This is a genomic window from Glutamicibacter sp. ZJUTW (genome assembly GCF_008370855.1).
Lineage (GTDB): Bacteria > Actinomycetota > Actinomycetes > Actinomycetales > Micrococcaceae > Glutamicibacter > Glutamicibacter nicotianae.
The window spans coordinates 134,661-153,355 of sequence record NZ_CP043624.1 but is presented as its reverse complement, the minus strand read 5'-3'; the positions used below and the strand labels follow the sequence as shown (position 1 = coordinate 153,355).

The window sequence follows — 18,695 nt, the reverse complement described above, 5'->3', positions numbered from 1 at the left end:
GTCCCAGCTTTTCCAGAATCCAACAATTTCTCGCCAATTGCGCCCCCCTCTTGGGGTTTAACCGAAATCTTGGTCCATGCGGAATCCGTGCACTGAGATGGAATTCATTATCTGGAGTGCATAATTATGCACAAATCGCCGCACGCCACCCGCACCGCAGGCGCCCCGATCCTCCCTGCGCACATCGAAAACCACCGAGGTTTTCCACAATATTAGAAGACATATTCGAGCAATAGAAGTACAATTAGAACATGTCCGAAGCAAAGGCGCACGGAAACGGCCTGACCCCACCAGCACCCCCAGATGCCTTCGACCTGCATCTGGACCAGCTGAACGACGACCTCGTCCAGCTCGAAGAACACGGCACCAAAGCCGAATGCGCCCACGCCATCGAAGGCCTCGAAGCACTAGCCTCCTATATCCGCTACCGGCAGGCCTGCCTCTCCCACCAGATCGAGAAGGACTTCGTGCGCGACCACGAGGAACGCGGCGTCCACATGGATGACCAAACCCGTGGCGCCGCCGCCTGCGTTGCACTGGCCCGCAAGCAATCCCCGCACGGCATGCGCAACTACCTGGTCAACTGCCGCATCCTCTTCGAAGACACCCCTCACCTGGCCGCCGCCTGTTCCCGCGGAGAATTCACCGAAGCGCAAGCCCAGGCCATCCTGACCCCGCTCCAGGACCTCAGAGCCCAGCGCCGCACCGAATTCGACCAGTATTTTGCCCAGAACCCCGACATGTTCGAGTCCATGGGCACCCGCCAAATCACGCAAACCGTGCGCAAATTCGTCCTTTCCTACACCTCTGATCAGGAATCCATCAAGCAGAAAACCGTCGAGGAAGACCGCAACCTCACCCTGGAAATCGACCAGCAGCGCGGCTGCATCAAGATTCGCGGCGAGTACCCCCTGCTGCCCGGCATGTGCCTCAAGCGCTACCTGGACGAGGAATCCAAGACCCTGCGCAAGAAAGGCGACCCGCGCACCCGCACCCAGATCCGCGCCGATTTGCTCTTCAGCTACATGATGATCGGCGAACCCTCCAAAATGCCCGTCGCCCTGAACATCGGGGTGATCATGACCGATCGGTCCCTGTTCGCCGGCGAACGCGAACCAGCGCTATTGGAAGGCTACGGCTACATCCCTGCCCAGAGCGTGCGTGAATGGATCGGCGGGCACCAGATCCCCAATGACCTGACCTTCGAGCAGATGGAAGCGAAAGTCACCCGCGAAAACATCGAGCAAATCGAAGTGCGCACCGAACTCGCCCGCTTCTACACCGCGCCGGGCGACCAGGAACTCATTTCCATGGACTCCAAGGCGCGGCTCTTCCCGGAGAAGCTCAAGAAGTTCATCGCCGTACGCGACCGGCACTGCCGAACCCCGTTCTGCGACGGCATCGTGGAAGAAATAGACCACGTCAAGCAATACGCCCGCGGCGGCAAAACCACCGTGTCCAACGGCGATGGCCGCTGCGCGGCCTGCAACAAGGCCAAGCAAGCCGCCGGATGGTACGAATACACCACCTACGGCAACGGGCACAGCATCACCATTTGTCCCGGCTCGGCCATGTCCTACAAATCCACCGCACCACCAGCCACCGGGTACGCGCACAAGCCATTCCCGCAACTGATGCGTGACGGCACCTGGCTGCAAAAACTCAAAGAACGGCTGAGGCCGCCTGATGACCCCGAATGTGTCGCCGCCTGATAGGCGGCAGGCAACTACTGCGCACTCTCTTGGCTAGCAATCCGGTTGAAACCGCTGGCTTCGGGCCGCAGGATATGGCGAAGCCGCCTGGAAGTTGCCTCCCAGGCGGCTTGGTTCCGGACTCTACTTGCCGGCGGCTTCTGCCAGCAGTTCAACGATGTGGCGGTATTCCTTGCCCGTCGCCCGGGTCATGCCCAGTTCGCAGGTGCGGTTGCATGAAGCGTGTTCCTGCGCATCCAGTTCACGGACCTCAGCTGCCTCGCGAGCGGTAGCCGACTCGGTCAGCTCCGGATGCAGCATTCCACGGTCGCCAGCATAACCGCAGCAGCCCCAGTTCACCGGGGTGTTCACGGTATCTGCCACAGCCTCGGCGATCTTCTGCATGTCCGGATTCAGGCCCATCTGCGTGGAGGAGCAGGTCGGGTGCAAGGTCACCGAGGAGATCTTGTGCAGCTCTGGCAGCTTGTCCAGCAGGTGCTGCGAAGTGAATGCCAGCAGGTCAACCACGTCATAGCCGTGCTCGGCCAGGGTATGCGCAAACCCTTCGGTGCAGCTGGAGGCGTCCGAGATGATTGGCAGGTTCTTGCCAGGCATGGCGGCGCGGACTTCTTCCAGCACGCGCTGGCCCATGACTTCATGGCCCTGCGCGTAGCCCTTGGAAGTCCATGGAGTGCCGCAGCAGGTGGATTCGATGCCCTCCGGGACATAAACCGAGACTCCGGCGGCGTGCAGCAGCTGGGTGAACGACGATGCAACACCTTCACCGTCGCCGGCCGGGCCGAACATCGAGTTCACGCAGGCAGGCAGGTAGATGGCCATCGGCTCGGTGCCCGCGGCCCCCAGGTTCCCGGCCATCGGCTTGCGAGCCTTGCCGCCCGCAGGCAGTTCAGCGTCGTAGCGCGGCATGACGTCGGTGCTGACCACCTTGCGGGCAACATCGGTAACGCCGCGGACCAGCGACGTCGGGAACTTGTCGGCGACGCTCAGGGCCAGCGAACCAGCCCGGGTGGCCCCGCCCCAGCCCTTGGCCGCGGCCTTGAAGCCGGCTTCCAGCACAGGGTGCGCGTCTTCGCGGCGCAGGCGCTTGACCAGCAGGCCGGTGTTGATGCCGACCGGGCAAGCGGTGACGCACATGCCGTCCACGGCGCAGGTCTGCACGCCGTTGTACGCGTAGTCGCGCTCAAGCTCGGCAGCCAGCTCGGTGTTGCCCTCGGCTTCGGCCTTGGCGATGGCGCGGCGCACGACGATGCGCTGGCGCGGGGTCAAGGTCAGGTCTTTGGACGGGCAGACCGGCTCGCAGTAGCCGCATTCCACGCAATGGTCGGCCTCGACCTCGATGGTCTCGTTGAGCTTGATATTGCGGATGTGCGCGGCATGGTCCTCGTCGATGATCACCCCGGGGTTCATCATCAGGCGCGGATCGCAGGCTGCCTTCAGTTCCAGGTGCACCTCGTAGAGCTCATCGCCGTACTGCGCGCGGACGAATGGCGCCATGGCGCGACCGGTACCGTGCTCCGCCTTGAGGTTGCCGTCCTTGTCCAGGATCAGCTGGACCATCTTGTCGTTGAAGGAGTTGTAGCGGTTCAGCGCTGTATCGCCTTCGAAGCGGTCGGTCAGCATGAAGTGGATGTTGCCATCCTTGGCGTGGCCGAAGATCACCGAATCCTCGTAGCCGTACTCGGTGAACAGCTCCTGCAGGCTGCCGCAGGTTTCAGCCAAGGTCTCGACCGGGACGACGACGTCTTCGAGCAGCGCGGTGGTACCGGTGGCGCGGGCGCCGGCCACCGATGCATACAGTCCCTTGCGGAATTTCCAGGCGGCCTGGCGGTTCTTGGCATCCGGGGAGAGGATCGCCGGGGCGCGCAATGCGGCTGCGTCCAGCAGCGACTGGCCAGCTGTGCGCAGCCCTGCCAGCTCCTCTTCTGAGTCCGCATGGTATTCGACCAGCAAGGCGGCCTGCTGGTCGACCTCGAAGCCCATGATGGCTTCGGGCACGCCGGGCAGCGACTGGCCCACGCGCAGCGAGGTGGAGTCCATCAGCTCCAGCGTAGCTGCGCCGGAATCCACGAGTTCAGGCAGTGCGCGGGTGGCCAGATCCAGGTTGTCGAAGACCGCCAGGGTGGCGATGGCCAGCTTGCGGATCGGCACGGTGCGGAAAACCGCCTCCGCAACGAAGGCCAGGGTGCCCTCGGAGCCGATGATCAGGTGGGCCAGCAGCTCGGCCGGGGTGTCGTAGTCCAGGAAGGCGTTGATGCCGTAGCCCATGGTGTTCTTCAACCCGAAGTGCTTCTCGATCTTGGCCACCGATGCAGGGTTGCTGCGCACGCGCTTGACCAGCTTGCCCAGGGTGGCGACCAGCTGCGGCTCGGCGGCGGCCAGCTTGCGGTCGGCCTCGGGATCCGCGGTGTCGATCATGGTGCCCGAAGGCAGGACGAACGTCATGGATTCCAGGGTGCGGTAGGTGTTGAACTCGGTTCCGCAGGCCATGCCCGAGGAGTTGTTCGCGATCACGCCGCCGATGGTGCAGGCCGCCTCGCTGGCCGGATCCGGCCCGAGCTTGCTGCCATAGACGGCCAGGCGGGCGTTGACCTGGCGGACGGTGGCGCCTGGCTGCACGCGCACGCGTGCTCCGTTGTCGAGCACGGTAATGCCGCGGAAGTTGCGGCGCACGTCGATCATCAGGCCGTCGCCGCTGGCCTGTCCGGCCAATGAGGTGCCGCCGGAGCGCAGGGTGACCGGCTGGTTGTTCCGCGCGGCCGCTGCAAGCAGCGCGGAGACTTCCGCTGCGTCCTTAGCCAGCACGACAGCTTGCGGGGTGTACAGGTAGTGCGAGGCATCCGAGGCATAGGCGACGCGATCGATGGATCGGGTCTTGACACGGTCCTGGTCGCCGACCAAGTCGAGGATTCCGGCTGAAACCGTCGTTTCTCCGAGTGCTGGCGTGCTCAATGCCATGGTGCGCTCCTGTGCAGTTGGCAAGCGGAGCTTGCCGAATACGGAAATTGTCTTACAAGTACACATGCCATAGTAGTACGATTCGTGGGATACTTGTTAGGCATATTTTTCGCGGCTCGAAAGGACCCTTGTGGCAGCCCGTTTAGGTGTCGTTTCCGTAGTCCAGGTGGTCATCCGGTCGCTGCGCGCCCGGATTTTCAGCGGCGAACTGGCACCCGGCACCCCGCTGGCCGAGGTCGATGTCGCCGCGCAATACGAAGTTGCCCGTCCAACCGCCAAGGCCGCACTGGAGAACCTTGTCGCAAGCGGCCTGCTGACCCGCAATGCGCACCAGACCGCAAGGGTCACGCTGCTCTCCGCGCGCGATGCGCTCGATATCTACCGCACCCGCGCCATCATCGAAGCAGAGGCCGTGCGCCTGCTGGCCGCCCAACGCGAGGTCCCGTCCGAGGCGCGGGAAGCCAATGCGGAAATCACCGAACTGGTCGGCGCCTCGCCGATCGACATCATCGATCCCGACATCCGCTTCCATGCCGCCCTGGTCCAGGCGCTCGGCTCGCGGCGCACCAGCGCATTCTACGCGCAGCTGACCGACGAGATCCGCCTGTGCATGACCCACGTGCAGGATGCCACGCTGCTGTCCACCAAGGACATTGCCGCCGAGCACGCACGGCTGCTGCAGCTGATCTCCGAGGGCGAGGCGGCCGCCGCCGCGAAGGTGCTGGAAGAACACCTGCGCACCGCCAGCAACAAGCTGGCCGAGCATTTGGACAGCCTGTAGGCATGGGACTGTTCAGCCGGAAGCCGCAGGTCAGCTTCGATCAGATCGACTCGCTCCTGTCGCGGATCCCGGATCTGCAACTGGGCGCGGTGAAGTTCTCGGCGCACACGCTCGCAGCCGGCTGGAGGAAGACCACTCCCAAACCGGGCATCGACCTGACTACGTGCGGGCTGACCGGCTGGCTGGAGCTTGAAGAAACCCTGCGCTTCACCGAGGGCACGCTGTCGGTGCATGAAACCTGGACCGGCTCGCCCGCACTGTTCTTCATCTCCACCCCGGCGAGCGCTCCGGCGGATTCCGCAGCCGGCGGAGCGCTGGCCGGCGTTCCCGAAGAGCACGCAGGCATCCTGCATCCCGGCGATGACGGAAATCTTCAGCTTCTTGCCACCCTGGACCCGGTGCAGCTGGGGCAGCTGGACCGGTGGATGCGCACCTTCCCGAGGCTGTAGCGCCCTGCCTGGCAGGCAGGAAGGCTCCGCGTTGAGTGCCGCAACCTGACGCGGCATTTTCCACCAGATTCCACCAGCATCAGCACAGTCATTCGACACGCCTTCACGCATACCCCTACCCCTATTTTTGACATACCCCCGGGGGTATAGTTTATGGTAGTTCCAGACTCCCCCGACGAAAGGACATCCCATGCTTCTGGAACGCTTCTACGACGAAGACCTGGCGCAGACCAGCTACTTCATCGGCTGCCAGGCCAAGGGCGAGGCGATCGTCGTCGATGCCCGCCGCGACATCTCCGAGTACCTGGCGCTGGCCGCCAAGCACGGGATGCGCATTGTTGCGGTGACCGAAACGCACATCCACGCCGACTACCTCTCCGGCACCCGCGAACTGGCCGCCGCCACCGGAGCGGCCACCTACGTCTCGGGCGAGGGCGGGGCCGACTGGCAGTACGGCTTCGAGGCCGAACGCCTGATGGACAAGGACACCATCACCCTGGGAAACATCACCGTGACCGCGCGCCACACCCCGGGCCACACCCCGGAGCACCTCTCGTTCCTCATCACCGACGGCGCCTTCAGCGACCAGCCCGGCTACATGCTCTCCGGCGACTTCATCTTCGCCGGCGACCTGGGCCGCCCGGACCTGCTGGACGAGGCGGCCGGCGGCGTGGACACCCGCTTCGCCGGGGCCAAGCAGCTCTTCGCCTCGCTGAAGAACGTCTTCCTGCAGCTGCCCGACCACATCCAGGTCTACCCGGGCCACGGTTCGGGCAGCGCCTGCGGCAAGGCGCTGGGCGCCGTGCCCTCCACCACCGTGGGCTACGAACGCAACTTCGCCTGGTGGGGCAGCTACCTGGCGAGCAACGACGAGGCAGGCTTCATCGCCGAGCTGCTCGACGGCCAGCCCGACGCCCACGCCTACTTCGCCCGCATGAAGCGCCAGAACCGCGATGGCGCCAAGGTGCTCGGCCCCCTGCCCGAGCTCGTCGAGTTCACGGCGGAGCAGATCATCGAGCAGACTGCCTCGAATGACGCGGTCTTCGTCGACACCCGCGGACACCTGGCAGTGGCCGAGGGCACCGTCGCCGGCGCGCTGGCCATCCCCGCCATCGCCAAGATGGCGAACTTCGGAGCTTGGGCCTTCGACCCGGAAGCCGATGACCGCCAGCTGATCCTGTTCGCCGAGGACCTCCAAGCCGCGCAGCAGATGCGCGATCACCTGATGCGCGTGGGCATCGACGCGGTGTCCGGCTACGCGACCAGCCTCGAGGGGCTGCCGGCCTTCACCCCGCCAAGCGTGGCCCCGGCCGAGCTGGAGCACTTCGAGCACGCACTGCTGTTGGACGTGCGCAACCGCAGCGAGTTCGCCGCCGGTGCCATCCCGAACGCCAAGCACATCTCGGGCGGGCGCGCCCTGTGGTCCCTCGACGTACTGCCGGCCGACGGCAAGATCGTCACCTACTGCCAGAGCGGACTGCGCAACTCGATCGTCGCCAGCGCCCTGCGCGATGCCGGCTACGACGTAATCGAGCTGGCCGGAAGCTATGCCGGCTGGGCCGCAGCCATGCACAAGACCAACGCCTGACCCATCCCGAACCCCAAGGAAGCACCCGAAATATGAGCACCCCCATCAACGTCATGGACCCCGCGACCCTGGAGAACCTGCTGGCCGCCGAGGATTCGGCCGTCGCAGTCCTGGATGTGCGCACCCCCGCGGAATTCGAATCCGTGCACATCCCCGGCTCGTACAACCTGCCGCTGGACCTGGTAGCGGAACACGCCCACGACGTGACCCGCAAGCTGGCCAAGCAGATCGTGCTGGTCTGCCAGTCCGGCACCCGCGCAGGGCAGGCGCAGCAGAAGCTGGCCGACCTCCAGATCGAATCCGGCAGCGTGCTGGATGGCGGCATCTCCGCCTGGGAGAAGTCCGGCGGCGAGGTGGTGCGCGGCACCCAGCGCTGGGCCATGGACCGCCAGGTTCGCATGACCGCAGGCTCGCTGGTGCTGCTGGGCTTCATCGGCTCCAAGCTGGCCAGCCCCAAGCTCGGCTACCTGTCCGCGGGCATCGGAGCGGGCCTGGTCTACTCCGCGGCCAGCAACTCCTGCGCCATGGCCAGCGTGCTGTCCAAGATGCCGTGGAACAAGGCAAGCACCAATGGCAAGGCCAACCCGCTGGCGCAGATCCCCAATGCCGGGCAGCAGCTGAACCCGCACGGCAAGTAGGCGCGGGCAGTGGAACCATTTTTGATACTGGTCCTGGCCCTGTCAGTCGTCGTCGGCCTTGCCCTGGGCCTGCTCGGTGGCGGCGGTTCCATCCTGATGGTTCCACTGCTCACTTATGTGGCGGGCATGGAAGCCAAAGAGGCCATCACCACGTCGCTGTTCGTGGTGGGCGCGACCTCGCTGGCCAGCCTGCTGCCGCATGCGCGGGCCCGCAATGTCCGCTGGGCCGCAGGCCTGGTCTTCGCCGCTTCGAGCATGAGCGGCGCGCTGCTCGGCGGCCTGGCCAGCGCCGCCATTCCCGGTGGCGTTCTGATGGCGGCCTTCGCCATCATCATGCTGGCCAGCGCACGGAACATGATCCGCGGACGGAAGAAGGACAACGATGCCGCGGCCAAGGGGCGGTCGCTGCTGCTGTACATTCCCGTCGGACTGGCAGTCGGCATGGTTACCGGATTGGTGGGGGCCGGCGGCGGATTCCTCATCGTTCCGGCCCTGGTGCTGCTGGCAGGGGTGCAGATGAAGCACGCGGTCGGCACGTCCTTGCTGGTCATCTCGCTGAATTCGGCCTCCGGAATGCTGGGGCACCTGAATTCCACTTCGGTCAACTGGCCGTTGGCGCTGTCCATTACCGCGGCCGCGATCATCGGCTCGCTGGTCGGGGCACGGCTGACCGCCCGGGTTCCGGAGCAGAAGCTGCGCCGGGGATTCGGCTATTTCGTCCTGGCCATGGGCATCTTCGTCCTGTCCCAGGAACTGCCGAATCCGGCAGGACTCGTCCTTGCCAGTGCCGCCACGGTCGTCGCCGTTGCCTGGGTGCTGTGCACCAAGGTCCCGGCAGTGGCCGCCATCTGTCCCTGGCGCAAAGCCCCCGCTGGCCCGGCCCCGACTGCGGGCTAGCTCGCATCTACCCATAGGAATACCCATGAAACCGCTAGAATTGACCGAGACGAACTTCGCTGAAACCGTCAAGTCCTCCCAGATGCTGCTGGTCGACTTCTGGGCAGCCTGGTGCGGCCCGTGCCGCAACTTCGCGCCCGTCTTCGACACCGCGGCCGGCCTGCACGAGGACGTGGTCTTCGGCAAGGTCAACACCGAGACGCAGCAGGACTTGGCGGCCGCCGCCCAGATCACTTCCATCCCGACGCTGCTGGCATTCAAGGACGGCGTGCTGGTTTACTCCCAGCCCGGCGCACTGGATTCCCGAGGCCTGGAAGAATTGGTCGTCTCGCTGAAGAACCTGGACATGGACGCCGTGCACGCCGAACTGGCCGCCGCTCAGACGTCCGAGCCATAACCCCGGGGTCCGCCCCACGGTCTTTTCGAAATGGAGCACATCATGCGCAATGCGGATGAAGCCACACGCAAGCGAATCCTGAACCGCCTGAAGCGGGCCCGCGGCCAGCTTGATGCGGTCATCAACTCGGTGGAGGGCGACGGCAAATGCCGCGATGTGGTGACCCAGCTTTCCGCCGTATCCACCGCGCTGGACCGCGCAGGATTCGCCATCGTTTCCTCGGCCATGCAGCACTGCCTGGTTGATCCGGAGCAGACCGCCGAAGCCGAGGACGGCTTGACCATCGAGGAGCTGGAAAAGCTCTTCCTTTCACTTTCATAGATCTACGGCTATCACGCCAGAAAAGGAGGCACCCGATGTGCCGACAGGTTTCCTGCAAGAAATGCGGCAAGACCACATGGGCCGGGTGCGGCCAGCACGTTGATTCGGTCATGCGCGGCGTTCCCGCCCGCGACCGCTGCCAGGGCCACGAGAACGAGCAGAAAACCGGCTTCTTCAGCCGCCTGTTCGGCCGCTAGAACCTGCCTTCGCCCCCGCCCATCCACCACAGATGCCTGCGCGGGGGCCGCAGCAGCTCGCGTTGTTCACACAATGGTTCCGATAAGCCAACCATTGTGGCAACGATGAGCCGTGGCAGTTGCCTGCCCGTTCAGGATACCCAGGCGACATAGTCAGCTCGCATTTACCTAGTGTCAGAGTTCTTTGGAATAATCCGAGGTAATGACCATGCGCGTGCTGCAGATCGGATGCTCCGCGGGTCAGCGAGGCATCCGGCACCGCGCTCCGGCTGACCCCAAAGGAATCCCATCATCATGACCTCTAGAATCCGTATTGGCATTGCCGGCTACGGCAACCTCGGCCGCGGCGTGCAGGCCGCGATCGCGAAGAACCCGGACATGGAGCTGGTCGGCGTCTACACCCGACGCGACCCGCAGGACCTGCAGCTGGCCAGCCCGGCACCGCGTTTCGCCATCGCCGATCTTCAGCAGCACACCGGCCAGATCGACGTCCTCATCCTGTGCGGCGGCTCGAAGTCGGACCTGCCGGAGCAGGGCCCGAAGTACGCGGCGCTGTACAACACGGTGGACAGCTTCGACACCCACGCGCGCATCCCCGAGTACTTCGAAACCGTGGACGTCCCGGCCAAGGCCGCCGGCAAGACCGCGCTGATTTCCGCGGGCTGGGATCCGGGAATGTTCTCGATCAACCGCGTGTACGGCGAGGCGCTGCTGCCCGACGGGGAGACCTACACCTTCTGGGGCCGCGGCCTGAGCCAGGGGCACTCGGATGCGGTGCGCCGCGTGCCGGGTGTCGCCGCCGGCGTGCAGTACACGATACCCAGCCAGGAAGCGATCGACCGCGTGCGGGCCGGCGAGCGCCCGGCCCTGGGCACCCGCGAAAAGCACCAGCGCGAATGCTTCGTGGTACTCGAGGACGGCGCGGACGCCGAGGCGGTGCGCGAAGCGATCGTCACCATGGAGCACTACTTCGACCAGTACGACACCACGGTTGAATTCATCGACGAGCAGACCCTGGCGGCCGAGCATTCGGCGATGCCGCACGGCGGTTTCGTGATCCGCTCGGGCAACACCAGCGATGCGCAGAAGCAGGTCATCGAGTATTCGCTGGCGCTGGGCTCGAACCCCGAGTTCACTTCCAGCGTGCTGGTGGCCTACGCCCGCGCCGTGCACCGCATGAACCAGGCCGGGATCACCGGCGCGCAGACCGTCTTCGACGTTGCCCCGGGGCTGCTCTCGCCGAAGTCGGCGGCGCAGCTGCGCGCGGAACTGCTCTAGGAAGCGGCCAGCGGGTCCTTCTCCCAGGACTCCACCGGTCCCGGGACCTGCACGAACAGCGGATGCAGGGCCAGCTGGCCGGCTGGTTCCAGGCGGACGATGCGCGCAGGATCCCGGACGGCCAGCTTGCGCAGCAGGTGTTCGCGCTCGAAGCGCACCTGCCCGCCGGTGACCGGGATCTTCTGCAGCTGCGCGGGGGCTGCCGGATGCAGGATCTTGGCGGCGTCGAAGCGATAGCCCCGGGCATCGGCCTCGTCTAGCAAGCCCTGCAGGTAGCCGCCCAGATGCACCAGCGGAGCGGGCTGCGCCTTGAACCGCAGCAGCTGCGGGTGCTCCGTGTACCCCTTGGTCTGGCCCGCCAGCGCCTTCTGCGCCAGCAGGGTTTCACGCCAGCAGGCGACGAGCCCTTTGGCGTCGAGCAGTGAGGGGTGCAGGGACCAGAGGCGCATAGGCCCAGACTAGTGCCAGTGCTAGCCGGCAGGGAATTCGATGATCTCGCTGCGGATCAAGAAGCGCTTGCCTTCCGGTGCCTCCACGGAGAAGCCGGAGCCCCGGCCGTTGACCACGTCGACGGTCAGCTTGGTGTGCTTCCAGTATTCGAACTGCTCCTTGGACATCCAGAAGTCGATCTCGCCCAAAGCGGCGCCCTCGGCATCGTCCAGGGAGAGCACGCCGAGCAGGATGTCCGATCCGCCGGTGCGGAATTCGCCGGCCGGATAGCACATCGGCGAGGACCCGTCGCAGCAGCCGCCGGACTGGTGGAACATCAGCGGGCCATGGATCCCCCACAGCTTGCGCAGCAGCTGAAGGGCGTCGGAGGTGAAAGCCACCCGGGAGAAATCCTCTCCCTCGATGGCGGCGCGCGTTTCGGTGACGGTGCTCATGGCCTGCTCCTGTTCATGGTGGGCCGCTGCGCGCGGCCCGGCAGGAAGCTCCCGCCGGGCCGCGCACCGGGCTATGCAGTGTAGTCGATGACGACGCGCCCGTCGATCTTAGCGTGGCGCATCTCGTCGAATACGGCGTTGATGTCCTCCAGCGGACGGGTGTGGAAGGTCGGCTTGATCTTGCCGGCCGCATAGAAGTCCAGTGCCTCGATCATGTCCTGGCGGGTGCCGACGATCGAGCCGCGGATGGTCAGGCCCTTGAGCACGATGTCGAAGATCGGTGCCGGGAAGTCGCCGGCGGGAAGGCCGTTGAACACGATCGTTCCCCCGCGCCGGGTCATGCCAATGGCCTGCCCGAATGCTGCCGGGTGCACCGCTGTGACCAGCACCCCGTGGGTCCCGCCGATCTTCTCCTGGATCACCGCGGCAGGGTCCTGCGCGAACGCGTTCACCGTCAGCTCCGCCCCGTGCTTGGTGGCCAGCGCGAGCTTGTCGTCGGCCACGTCGATCGCGACCACGCGCATGCCCATGGCCACCGCATACTGCACCGCAATGTGCCCCAGCCCGCCGATGCCGGAGATCGCGACCCACTGGCCCGGGCGCACCCCGGTCATCTTCAACCCCTTGTAGACGGTCACCCCCGCGCAGAGCACCGGGGCGATCTCGTGCGGGTCGGAGCCCTCGGGAATGCGGGCGGCGAATTTCGCGTCCACCAGCATGTACTGGCCGAAGGAGCCGTCCATCGAGTAGCCGCCGTTGGACTGGGATTCGCACAGCGTCTCCCAGCCGGTGCGGCAGTATTCGCAGCTGCCGCAGGCGCTGGCCAGCCAGGCGTTGCCGACCACATCGCCCTCTTCGACCTCGGTGACGCCCTCGCCGACGGCGACGACGGTGCCCACGCCCTCGTGCCCGGGGATCAGCGGAAGCTTCGGCTTGACCGGCCAGTCGCCCTCTGCGGCGTGCAGGTCGGTGTGGCAGACGCCGGAGGCGATGAGCTTGACCAGGGCCTGGCCCGGTCCGGGCTGCGGGATCGGGGTATCCCCGACCGTCAGTTCATCGCTGAAGTTCTCGACTATTGCGGCTTTCATGGTACTCATGTACGTTGTCCTTTGCATGGCTTCAAAGGCGCGCGACACCCTTGCGGGTCCGGGAAATGAGGCCAATCGTGCCCCGGACGCGGTCCTGGGCGGACCGCGCGCCTTTGAAGTTCGTGGGATGGATTTCCGAACCGGACGGTTCGGGTGGAATGGTGCTTCCCCGGCTTAGAAGAAGCCGAGCTTGTCCTCCGAGTAGGAGACCAGCAGGTTCTTGGTTTGCTGGTAGTGGTCCAGCATCATCAGGTGGTTTTCCCGTCCGATGCCCGAGGACTTGTATCCGCCGAAGGCGGAGTGCGCCGGGTAGGCGTGGTACTGGTTGACCCACACGCGGCCTGCCTGGATGGCTCGGCCGGCGCGGTAGGCCACGTTGCCGTTGCGGCTCCACACGCCCGATCCCAGGCCGTACAGCGTGTCATTGGCGATGGAGATCGCGTCGTCGTAGTCCTTGAACTTGGTCACCGCGACCACCGGCCCGAAGATCTCCTCCTGGAAGATGCGCATGTCGTTGGTGCCTTCGAAGATGGTCGGCTGCACATAGTAGCCGCCCGAGAGTTCCCCGCCCAGATCTGCGCGCCCGCCGCCGAGCAGCACCTTGGCTCCCTCGGACTTGCCGATGTCCATGTAGGAGAGGATCTTCTCCAGCTGGTCGTTGGATGCCTGGGCGCCCATCATGGTGCCGGTGTCCAGCGGGTTGCCCTGCTTGATGGCCTTGGTGCGGGCCACGACGTCCCCCATGAAGCGGTCGTAGATGCTTTCCTGGACCAGCGCACGCGATGGGCAGGTGCAGACTTCGCCCTGGTTCAGCGCGAACAGGGTGAACCCTTCCTGCGCCTTGTCGTAGAAGGCGTCGTCCTTGGCGGCGATGTCCTCGAAGAAGATGTTCGGGGACTTGCCGCCCAGCTCCAGGGTGACCGGGATCAGGTTCTCCGACGCGTACTGCATGATCAGCCGGCCGGTGGTGGTTTCGCCGGTGAAGGCGATCTTGCGAATACGCTTGTTGGATGCCAGCGGCTTGCCGCATTCCACGCCGAAGCCGTTGATGACGTTCAGCACGCCAGCTGGAAGCAGATCGCCGATCAGCTCCATGAGCACCAGGATGCTGGCCGGGGTCTGCTCGGCCGGCTTCAGGACGATCGCGTTGCCGGCGGCCAGGGCCGGGGCGAGCTTCCAGACGGCCATGAGCAGCGGGAAGTTCCACGGGATGATCTGGCCGACCACGCCCAGCGGCTCGTGGTAGTGGTACGCGGTGGTGTCCTCATCGAGCTGGGAGAGGCTGCCTTCCTGTGCGCGGATAGCACCGGCGAAGTAGCGGAAGTGGTCCACCGCCAGCGGGAGGTCGGCGTTCAGGCACTCGCGGATCGCCTTGCCGTTATCCCAGGTTTCGGCCACGGAGAGCATTTCGAGGTTTTCCTCGATGCGGTCGGCGATCTTGTTCAGGATGACTGCGCGTTCTGCCGGGCTGGTCTTGCCCCAGGCCGGTGCCGCCGCATGCGCCGCGTCCAGCGCGACTTCGACATCTTCTGCGGTGGATCGGGCCACCTCGCAGAAGACCTTGCCGGTGACCGGGGTGATGTTCTCGAAGTACATGCCCTTGACCGGGGCCACCCATTCGCCGCCGATGTAGTTCTCGTAGCGTGGCTTGAAATCTACCAGCGCCCCATCGGTATTCGGATTTGCGTAAACCGCCATTGCTCCACGTCTCCTTCATCGGATGTCCTGGCCGCGATTGCCTCATCGCGGAACCTTGAATGTGACTCTAGTCACCCAAAGGTTGCAGGAAGGTTGCAGCGTTCCGGGCCGGCGGAACGGGCCTCAGCCGGGCTGGCGAGCCGGCGCTGCCGGCTGCAGTTCGCGCTCGGCGCCAGCCGGGTCGCGCCGCCCGGTCCGCGCCGCTCCGATGCCTGCGGCGATCACCAGCACAAGCCCGGCCAGGGCCGCCATGCTGGGCACTTGGTGCAGGAAGACCACGCCGACGGTGGCGGCGATTGCCGGTTCCAGGCACATCAGGGTGCCGAAAGCCGAGGCGGCCAGTCGGCGCAGGGCCAGCAGCTCCAGGCAGAAGGGCACGACGGGAAGCAGCAGGGCCAAGCCCAGGCCGATGGCCAGCACCGGCAGGTCCAGCCGCCCCGCTACCCCTGGGCCAACCACCAGCGTGGCGGCCAGGGCCGCGACTGGCATCGATACCGACAGGGCCCCGACCCCGTCCACCGCATCTCCGGCGCGCTGGGTCAGCAGCACATATGCCGCCCAGCAGACGGCCCCGCCCAAGGCATAGAGCACGCCGACCAGGTCGGCCGATCCGCTCCAGGGTTCGGTCAGGCCCAGCACCCCGGCCGCCGCGGCCAAGGCCCACCAGCGCCCGGCACCCCTCCCCTGGACCAGCGCCACGGCCAGCGGCCCGGTGAATTCCAGGGCGCTGGCGGTGCCCAGCGGGATCGTCTCGACGGCACGCATGAAGGAGAGCGTCATGCCTGCGGTAGCCAGCCCCAGCAGCGCGCACATCACCAGCGTGGAGCGGCTGAAGCGCAGCCGCCAGGGCCGGGCGAAGGCCACGAGGATCACCGCGGCCCAGGCCAGCCGCAGCCATGCCACGCCGTCGGAGCCCAGAGTTGCGGCCAGGCCGATGGAGGCAGCCAGCCCGAGCTGGACGCAGCTCATCGAGGCCACGGCCATCAGCGATCCGGCACCAGCTGAATTCACGGCGCGCACAGGGGTTGAAGTCATGGATCCAGTAGAGACCACCCAGGCCATCCATGTCCACGCGAGAATTATCGACATATCGTTCAAGATTCATGGACAATGTTCTCCATGGAAACCCGCCGCCTGCAATACCTGTACGAGCTGTCCCGCACCGGTTCGATGCGGGCGGTGGCAGACGTGCTGGGCACCACCACCTCAACGGTCTCCCAGCAAATCGCACAGCTCTCACGGGAGGTCGGCGTCAAGCTGCTGGCACCCGACGGCCGCGGGGTGCGGTTGACACCAGCCGGCCGCCGGCTCGCCGAGCATGCCCGCGGCATCCTCAGTGCAGTGGATGCCGCCCGGCTGGATCTGGATCCCGAGGCTGCGCCGTCGGGCACGGTGCGGGTTGCGGGTTTCGCCACGGCCATCCGCACCACCTTGATGCCGATCATCCAGCAGCTGGCCAGCGACCACCCGGCGGTGCAGATCGTGGTGCTTGAGCTGGAACCTGCCGAGGCGCTCCAACGGCTGGCCGCCGACGACATCGACCTGGCCCTGACCTACGACTACAACCTGGCCCCGGACACGATCGGCCCGGAAGTCGACACCCTTCAGCTGTGGAGCACCCCCTGGGGACTGGGTGTTCCCGCGGCCGATGCAGCGCGCCTGGGCGCGGGAGCGCTGCCGGAAGCGGCTGGCGTGCTGGCAGCCTTCCGGGAACGGGATTGGATCGGCAACTCGCGCAATATCGCCGACGAGGCGGTGCTGCGCCTGCTGTCTTCGATGACCGGCTTCAGCCCGCGGGTGCGCCACCACGCCGACAGCCTCGACCTGGTCGAGGACCTGGTCCTCGCCGGGATGGGGGTAGGGCTGCTGCCCGAGAACCGTCCCGCACGCGAAGGGCTGTCGATCCTGCCGCTGCACCGGCCAGATTTGCGGCTGCGGGCCTTCGCCCGGACGCGTGCCGGACGCAGCGCGTGGCCGGCACTGGCCCTGGTGCTGCAGAAGATGCGCGAACTGCGATAATCCGGGACCTCAGGATTCGAGTTCCTGGACCTCGGCAACGATCAACGAGCGCGCCGGCGACTGCGCAGGAAGCTCGCGCAGGGCTGCCCGCAACAGGTCCGAGTCGGCCAGCTGGCGGCCCAGGTTCAGCAGCTGCCGGGCGGTGCCGCGGTCCAGCGCCATTTCGCGCAGCGCCGCTTCCATCCGGTGCAGCAGTGCCACGATGCCAGGTGCTTGGGAGCGGGCCAGCAGTCCCGGCGAGTACAACGGCAGGGCGGCTTCGAGTTCGCCGGCTTCCAGTGCTTGCCTGAGCCGGCCGAAGGTCGTCTGCAGGTCCCATTGCAGGCGGTAGGGGCGCGAGGTCAGGTTGCGGCCCGGGGAACCCGCAAGCACCTTGCGCAGCCTGACGATTTCGGCGCGGACGGTGCCTTCGGCCGCGGCATCCGGGCGCTCGAACAGCTCCTCGACCAGCTGCGCGGTGCTCAGGCCTTCGCGGTAATGCGCCAGCAGCGTCAGGATCTCCGCATGGCGCAGGGATACGGGCGTCGAGCCGAGGTGGGCCCCGTCACTGCGCCCCAAGTCCAGGTAGTCGGGGTCGGCCACGACGCCGGCGCCGGGCAGGAGCAGCTGCGTTTCCGCGGCCATGACCGCGGCTTGCAGCAGCGGCAGCGAGTGCGTGGCAATGGCCTCCGGGCCGCCGGTCAGGTCTATTGCGCCAATGACCTGACCCGTGCGCGGATCGCGAATCGGCACCGCAGAGCAGCTGAAGCGGTGGGCCTGCTCGTAGAGGTGCTCAGCACCAGAGACTTGCGAACCGGCGCCCGTTGCCAGCGCCATCCCCGGCGCGGACGTGCCCACGCTCTTCTCGGCCCAGTCGGCACCTGCCATGAATCCCACGCCTTCGGCTTGGCTCATGGCGCCATTTCCACCCGCTACCCACAGCAAGGTTCCGCCTGCATCAGCAAGGGCCACCAGGAGATTGGCGTCCATGGCGGACGGGACCAGGAGTTTTTCGAAAACTGGCCAGATCCGCTGGAGTTCGCTTCGTTCGCGCGCCAGACGCAAATGGTCATCGCTCAGTACCGACGGGACACGCAGGTCAGCGGAGCTTTCCAATGATCGCTTCCAGGAATCCCGCACATCCTGACGCAATGGGAGATCGGCAACGCCGGCTCCGCTGGAGCCCAAGAGCTCATGAGCATGCTGGGCGCGACGCGATGCGCCAGGCCAATCAATGGAGAACCCACTCATGCAATCTCCTCGCTAGCAAGGCTCGATTTCCGCCGTTCCCACAAGCCTAGGCGACGGGCGGTGCCGTGAGAAGAGTCCCCGCTGCCGCACAAAGATTGATAGTGGACAATTCACCTTATTGACTGGAAAAGGGGGTGAAAAGTCAACCAGAATGTTTTCCATCTTTTCCCGAATGCCCCTTTACCTGCTGCGAGGGAGAGAGTAATATACAACCAAATGGTTGTATATGAGCTGAGCGAAGAACAGGTAAACAAGGTCTTCCGCGCCTTGGCAGATGCCACACGAAGGGACATCGTGCGGCGGACGCTTCACGCCGAGATCAGCATTTCGGATCTGGCGGCAAGCTACGACATGTCTTTTGCAGCAGTGCAGAAGCACGTTGCCGCCCTGGAAGCCGCAGGCCTGGTCAGGAAAATCGCACGTGGCCGCGAACGCATAGTCCGCGGCCAGCCGGACACCATCCGGCACGCACAAGAACTACTTTCTTCCTTGGAGGAAATCTGGCGCCAGCGCATCAGCCGGCTCGACGATTTCCTTGCCTCCGAGGACACCTAAGGAGCATT

Annotated in this window: 19 protein-coding genes; 12 read left to right on the top strand and 7 right to left on the bottom strand. The window is 65.7% G+C overall.

Features of this window, described 5'->3' with window-relative positions; all coding sequences use genetic code 11:
• Positions 1-251 precede the first annotated feature (251 nt).
• Entirely contained in the window at positions 252-1,712 is a 1,461-nt protein-coding gene (locus F0M17_RS00740; protein WP_038993629.1) for an HNH endonuclease, read from the top strand.
• Positions 1,713-1,835: 123 nt separating this feature from the next.
• On the opposite strand, the gene F0M17_RS00735 is transcribed toward F0M17_RS00740, so the two are convergent.
• Positions 1,836-4,667, bottom strand: a complete 2,832-nt coding sequence (locus tag F0M17_RS00735; protein ID WP_210416676.1) for an FAD-binding and (Fe-S)-binding domain-containing protein — start codon at positions 4,665-4,667, stop codon at positions 1,836-1,838.
• 130 nt (positions 4,668-4,797) lie between these two features.
• On the opposite strand from F0M17_RS00735, the gene F0M17_RS00730 reads away from it, so the two are divergent.
• The 9 genes from F0M17_RS00730 to F0M17_RS00695 all read left to right on the top strand — a co-directional run bounded on the left by F0M17_RS00730 (position 4,798) and on the right by F0M17_RS00695 (position 11,213).
• Positions 4,798-5,448 (top strand): GntR family transcriptional regulator, encoded by a 651-nt coding sequence (locus F0M17_RS00730; RefSeq protein ID WP_149596118.1) that lies wholly within the window; start codon positions 4,798-4,800, stop codon positions 5,446-5,448.
• Between the two features lie 2 nt (positions 5,449-5,450).
• Entirely contained in the window at positions 5,451-5,897 is a 447-nt protein-coding gene (locus F0M17_RS00725; RefSeq protein ID WP_149596117.1) for a hypothetical protein, read from the top strand.
• Between the two features lie 190 nt (positions 5,898-6,087).
• Positions 6,088-7,485 carry a rhodanese-like domain-containing protein gene (locus tag F0M17_RS00720; protein ID WP_149596116.1) on the top strand — a complete coding sequence of 466 codons (1,398 nt, stop codon included), beginning with the start codon at positions 6,088-6,090 and terminating at the stop codon, positions 7,483-7,485.
• A gap of 32 nt (positions 7,486-7,517) precedes the next feature.
• Positions 7,518-8,123, top strand: coding sequence for a rhodanese-like domain-containing protein (locus tag F0M17_RS00715; protein WP_038993625.1), 606 nt, complete (start codon positions 7,518-7,520; stop codon positions 8,121-8,123).
• A 9-nt stretch (positions 8,124-8,132) separates the two neighbouring features.
• Complete coding sequence (locus F0M17_RS00710) at positions 8,133-9,020, top strand: sulfite exporter TauE/SafE family protein (protein WP_149596115.1); 888 nt, start codon at positions 8,133-8,135, stop codon at positions 9,018-9,020.
• A 25-nt stretch (positions 9,021-9,045) separates the two neighbouring features.
• The gene (gene trxA / locus F0M17_RS00705; protein WP_149596114.1) at positions 9,046-9,417 is read left to right on the top strand and encodes a thioredoxin; all 372 of its coding nucleotides are present in this window, start codon (positions 9,046-9,048) and stop codon (positions 9,415-9,417) included.
• A 42-nt stretch (positions 9,418-9,459) separates the two neighbouring features.
• Positions 9,460-9,738 carry a metal-sensitive transcriptional regulator gene (locus F0M17_RS00700; protein WP_038993621.1) on the top strand — a complete coding sequence of 93 codons (279 nt, stop codon included), beginning with the start codon at positions 9,460-9,462 and terminating at the stop codon, positions 9,736-9,738.
• A gap of 35 nt (positions 9,739-9,773) precedes the next feature.
• Positions 9,774-9,935, top strand: a complete 162-nt coding sequence (locus F0M17_RS17340) for a hypothetical protein (protein ID WP_162989147.1) — start codon at positions 9,774-9,776, stop codon at positions 9,933-9,935.
• 294 nt (positions 9,936-10,229) lie between these two features.
• Complete coding sequence (locus F0M17_RS00695; protein ID WP_149596113.1) at positions 10,230-11,213, top strand: diaminopimelate dehydrogenase; 984 nt, start codon at positions 10,230-10,232, stop codon at positions 11,211-11,213.
• Here the strand turns inward: F0M17_RS00695 and F0M17_RS00690 are convergent.
• The 5 genes from F0M17_RS00690 to F0M17_RS00670 form a co-directional block, all read right to left on the bottom strand.
• Positions 11,210-11,662 (bottom strand): pyrimidine dimer DNA glycosylase/endonuclease V, encoded by a 453-nt coding sequence (locus tag F0M17_RS00690; RefSeq protein ID WP_149596112.1) that lies wholly within the window; start codon positions 11,660-11,662, stop codon positions 11,210-11,212. The genes F0M17_RS00695 and F0M17_RS00690 overlap by 4 nt on opposite strands.
• Positions 11,663-11,683: 21 nt before the next feature.
• Positions 11,684-12,097: a DUF779 domain-containing protein gene (locus tag F0M17_RS00685; protein WP_038993619.1), complete on the bottom strand. Its 414-nt coding sequence runs from the start codon at positions 12,095-12,097 to the stop codon at positions 11,684-11,686.
• A gap of 71 nt (positions 12,098-12,168) precedes the next feature.
• The gene (gene adhP / locus F0M17_RS00680) at positions 12,169-13,194 is read right to left on the bottom strand and encodes an alcohol dehydrogenase AdhP (protein WP_066144596.1); all 1,026 of its coding nucleotides are present in this window, start codon (positions 13,192-13,194) and stop codon (positions 12,169-12,171) included.
• A 165-nt stretch (positions 13,195-13,359) separates the two neighbouring features.
• Entirely contained in the window at positions 13,360-14,883 is a 1,524-nt protein-coding gene (gene adh / locus F0M17_RS00675; protein ID WP_149596111.1) for an aldehyde dehydrogenase, read from the bottom strand.
• A gap of 123 nt (positions 14,884-15,006) precedes the next feature.
• Positions 15,007-15,918 (bottom strand): DMT family transporter, encoded by a 912-nt coding sequence (locus tag F0M17_RS00670; protein ID WP_073707988.1) that lies wholly within the window; start codon positions 15,916-15,918, stop codon positions 15,007-15,009.
• Between the two features lie 75 nt (positions 15,919-15,993).
• On the opposite strand from F0M17_RS00670, the gene F0M17_RS00665 reads away from it, so the two are divergent.
• The gene (locus F0M17_RS00665) at positions 15,994-16,902 is read left to right on the top strand and encodes a LysR family transcriptional regulator (RefSeq protein ID WP_149596110.1); all 909 of its coding nucleotides are present in this window, start codon (positions 15,994-15,996) and stop codon (positions 16,900-16,902) included.
• A 9-nt stretch (positions 16,903-16,911) separates the two neighbouring features.
• Here F0M17_RS00665 and F0M17_RS00660 read toward each other — a convergent pair whose 3' ends face one another.
• A complete protein-coding gene (locus F0M17_RS00660) occupies positions 16,912-18,132 on the bottom strand; it encodes a GAF domain-containing protein (protein ID WP_052254091.1) in 1,221 nt (406 codons plus the stop codon).
• Between the two features lie 216 nt (positions 18,133-18,348).
• Here F0M17_RS00660 and F0M17_RS00655 point away from each other — a divergent pair, with 216 nt between their 5' ends.
• Positions 18,349-18,687 (top strand): helix-turn-helix transcriptional regulator, encoded by a 339-nt coding sequence (locus tag F0M17_RS00655; protein ID WP_038993615.1) that lies wholly within the window; start codon positions 18,349-18,351, stop codon positions 18,685-18,687.
• Positions 18,688-18,695: the final 8 nt, after the last annotated feature.

What these genes read in the sequence shown, in the direction of transcription:
- F0M17_RS00740 (WP_038993629.1), top strand. Translation starts at nt 252, where the DNA reads ATGTCCGAAGCAAAGGCGCACGGAAACGGCCTGACCCCACCAGCACCC.
- F0M17_RS00735 (WP_210416676.1), bottom strand. Translation starts at nt 4,667, where the DNA reads ATGGCATTGAGCACGCCAGCACTCGGAGAAACGACGGTTTCAGCCGGA.
- F0M17_RS00725 (WP_149596117.1), top strand. Translation starts at nt 5,451, where the DNA reads ATGGGACTGTTCAGCCGGAAGCCGCAGGTCAGCTTCGATCAGATCGAC.
- F0M17_RS00720 (WP_149596116.1), top strand. Translation starts at nt 6,088, where the DNA reads ATGCTTCTGGAACGCTTCTACGACGAAGACCTGGCGCAGACCAGCTAC.
- F0M17_RS00715 (WP_038993625.1), top strand. Translation starts at nt 7,518, where the DNA reads ATGAGCACCCCCATCAACGTCATGGACCCCGCGACCCTGGAGAACCTG.
- trxA (WP_149596114.1), top strand. Translation starts at nt 9,046, where the DNA reads ATGAAACCGCTAGAATTGACCGAGACGAACTTCGCTGAAACCGTCAAG.
- F0M17_RS00700 (WP_038993621.1), top strand. Translation starts at nt 9,460, where the DNA reads ATGCGCAATGCGGATGAAGCCACACGCAAGCGAATCCTGAACCGCCTG.
- F0M17_RS17340 (WP_162989147.1), top strand. Translation starts at nt 9,774, where the DNA reads ATGTGCCGACAGGTTTCCTGCAAGAAATGCGGCAAGACCACATGGGCC.
- F0M17_RS00695 (WP_149596113.1), top strand. Translation starts at nt 10,230, where the DNA reads ATGACCTCTAGAATCCGTATTGGCATTGCCGGCTACGGCAACCTCGGC.
- F0M17_RS00690 (WP_149596112.1), bottom strand. Translation starts at nt 11,662, where the DNA reads ATGCGCCTCTGGTCCCTGCACCCCTCACTGCTCGACGCCAAAGGGCTC.
- F0M17_RS00685 (WP_038993619.1), bottom strand. Translation starts at nt 12,097, where the DNA reads ATGAGCACCGTCACCGAAACGCGCGCCGCCATCGAGGGAGAGGATTTC.
- adhP (WP_066144596.1), bottom strand. Translation starts at nt 13,194, where the DNA reads ATGAGTACCATGAAAGCCGCAATAGTCGAGAACTTCAGCGATGAACTG.
- adh (WP_149596111.1), bottom strand. Translation starts at nt 14,883, where the DNA reads ATGGCGGTTTACGCAAATCCGAATACCGATGGGGCGCTGGTAGATTTC.
- F0M17_RS00670 (WP_073707988.1), bottom strand. Translation starts at nt 15,918, where the DNA reads ATGACTTCAACCCCTGTGCGCGCCGTGAATTCAGCTGGTGCCGGATCG.
- F0M17_RS00665 (WP_149596110.1), top strand. Translation starts at nt 15,994, where the DNA reads ATGTTCTCCATGGAAACCCGCCGCCTGCAATACCTGTACGAGCTGTCC.
- F0M17_RS00660 (WP_052254091.1), bottom strand. Translation starts at nt 18,132, where the DNA reads ATGAGTGGGTTCTCCATTGATTGGCCTGGCGCATCGCGTCGCGCCCAG.
- F0M17_RS00655 (WP_038993615.1), top strand. Translation starts at nt 18,349, where the DNA reads ATGGTTGTATATGAGCTGAGCGAAGAACAGGTAAACAAGGTCTTCCGC.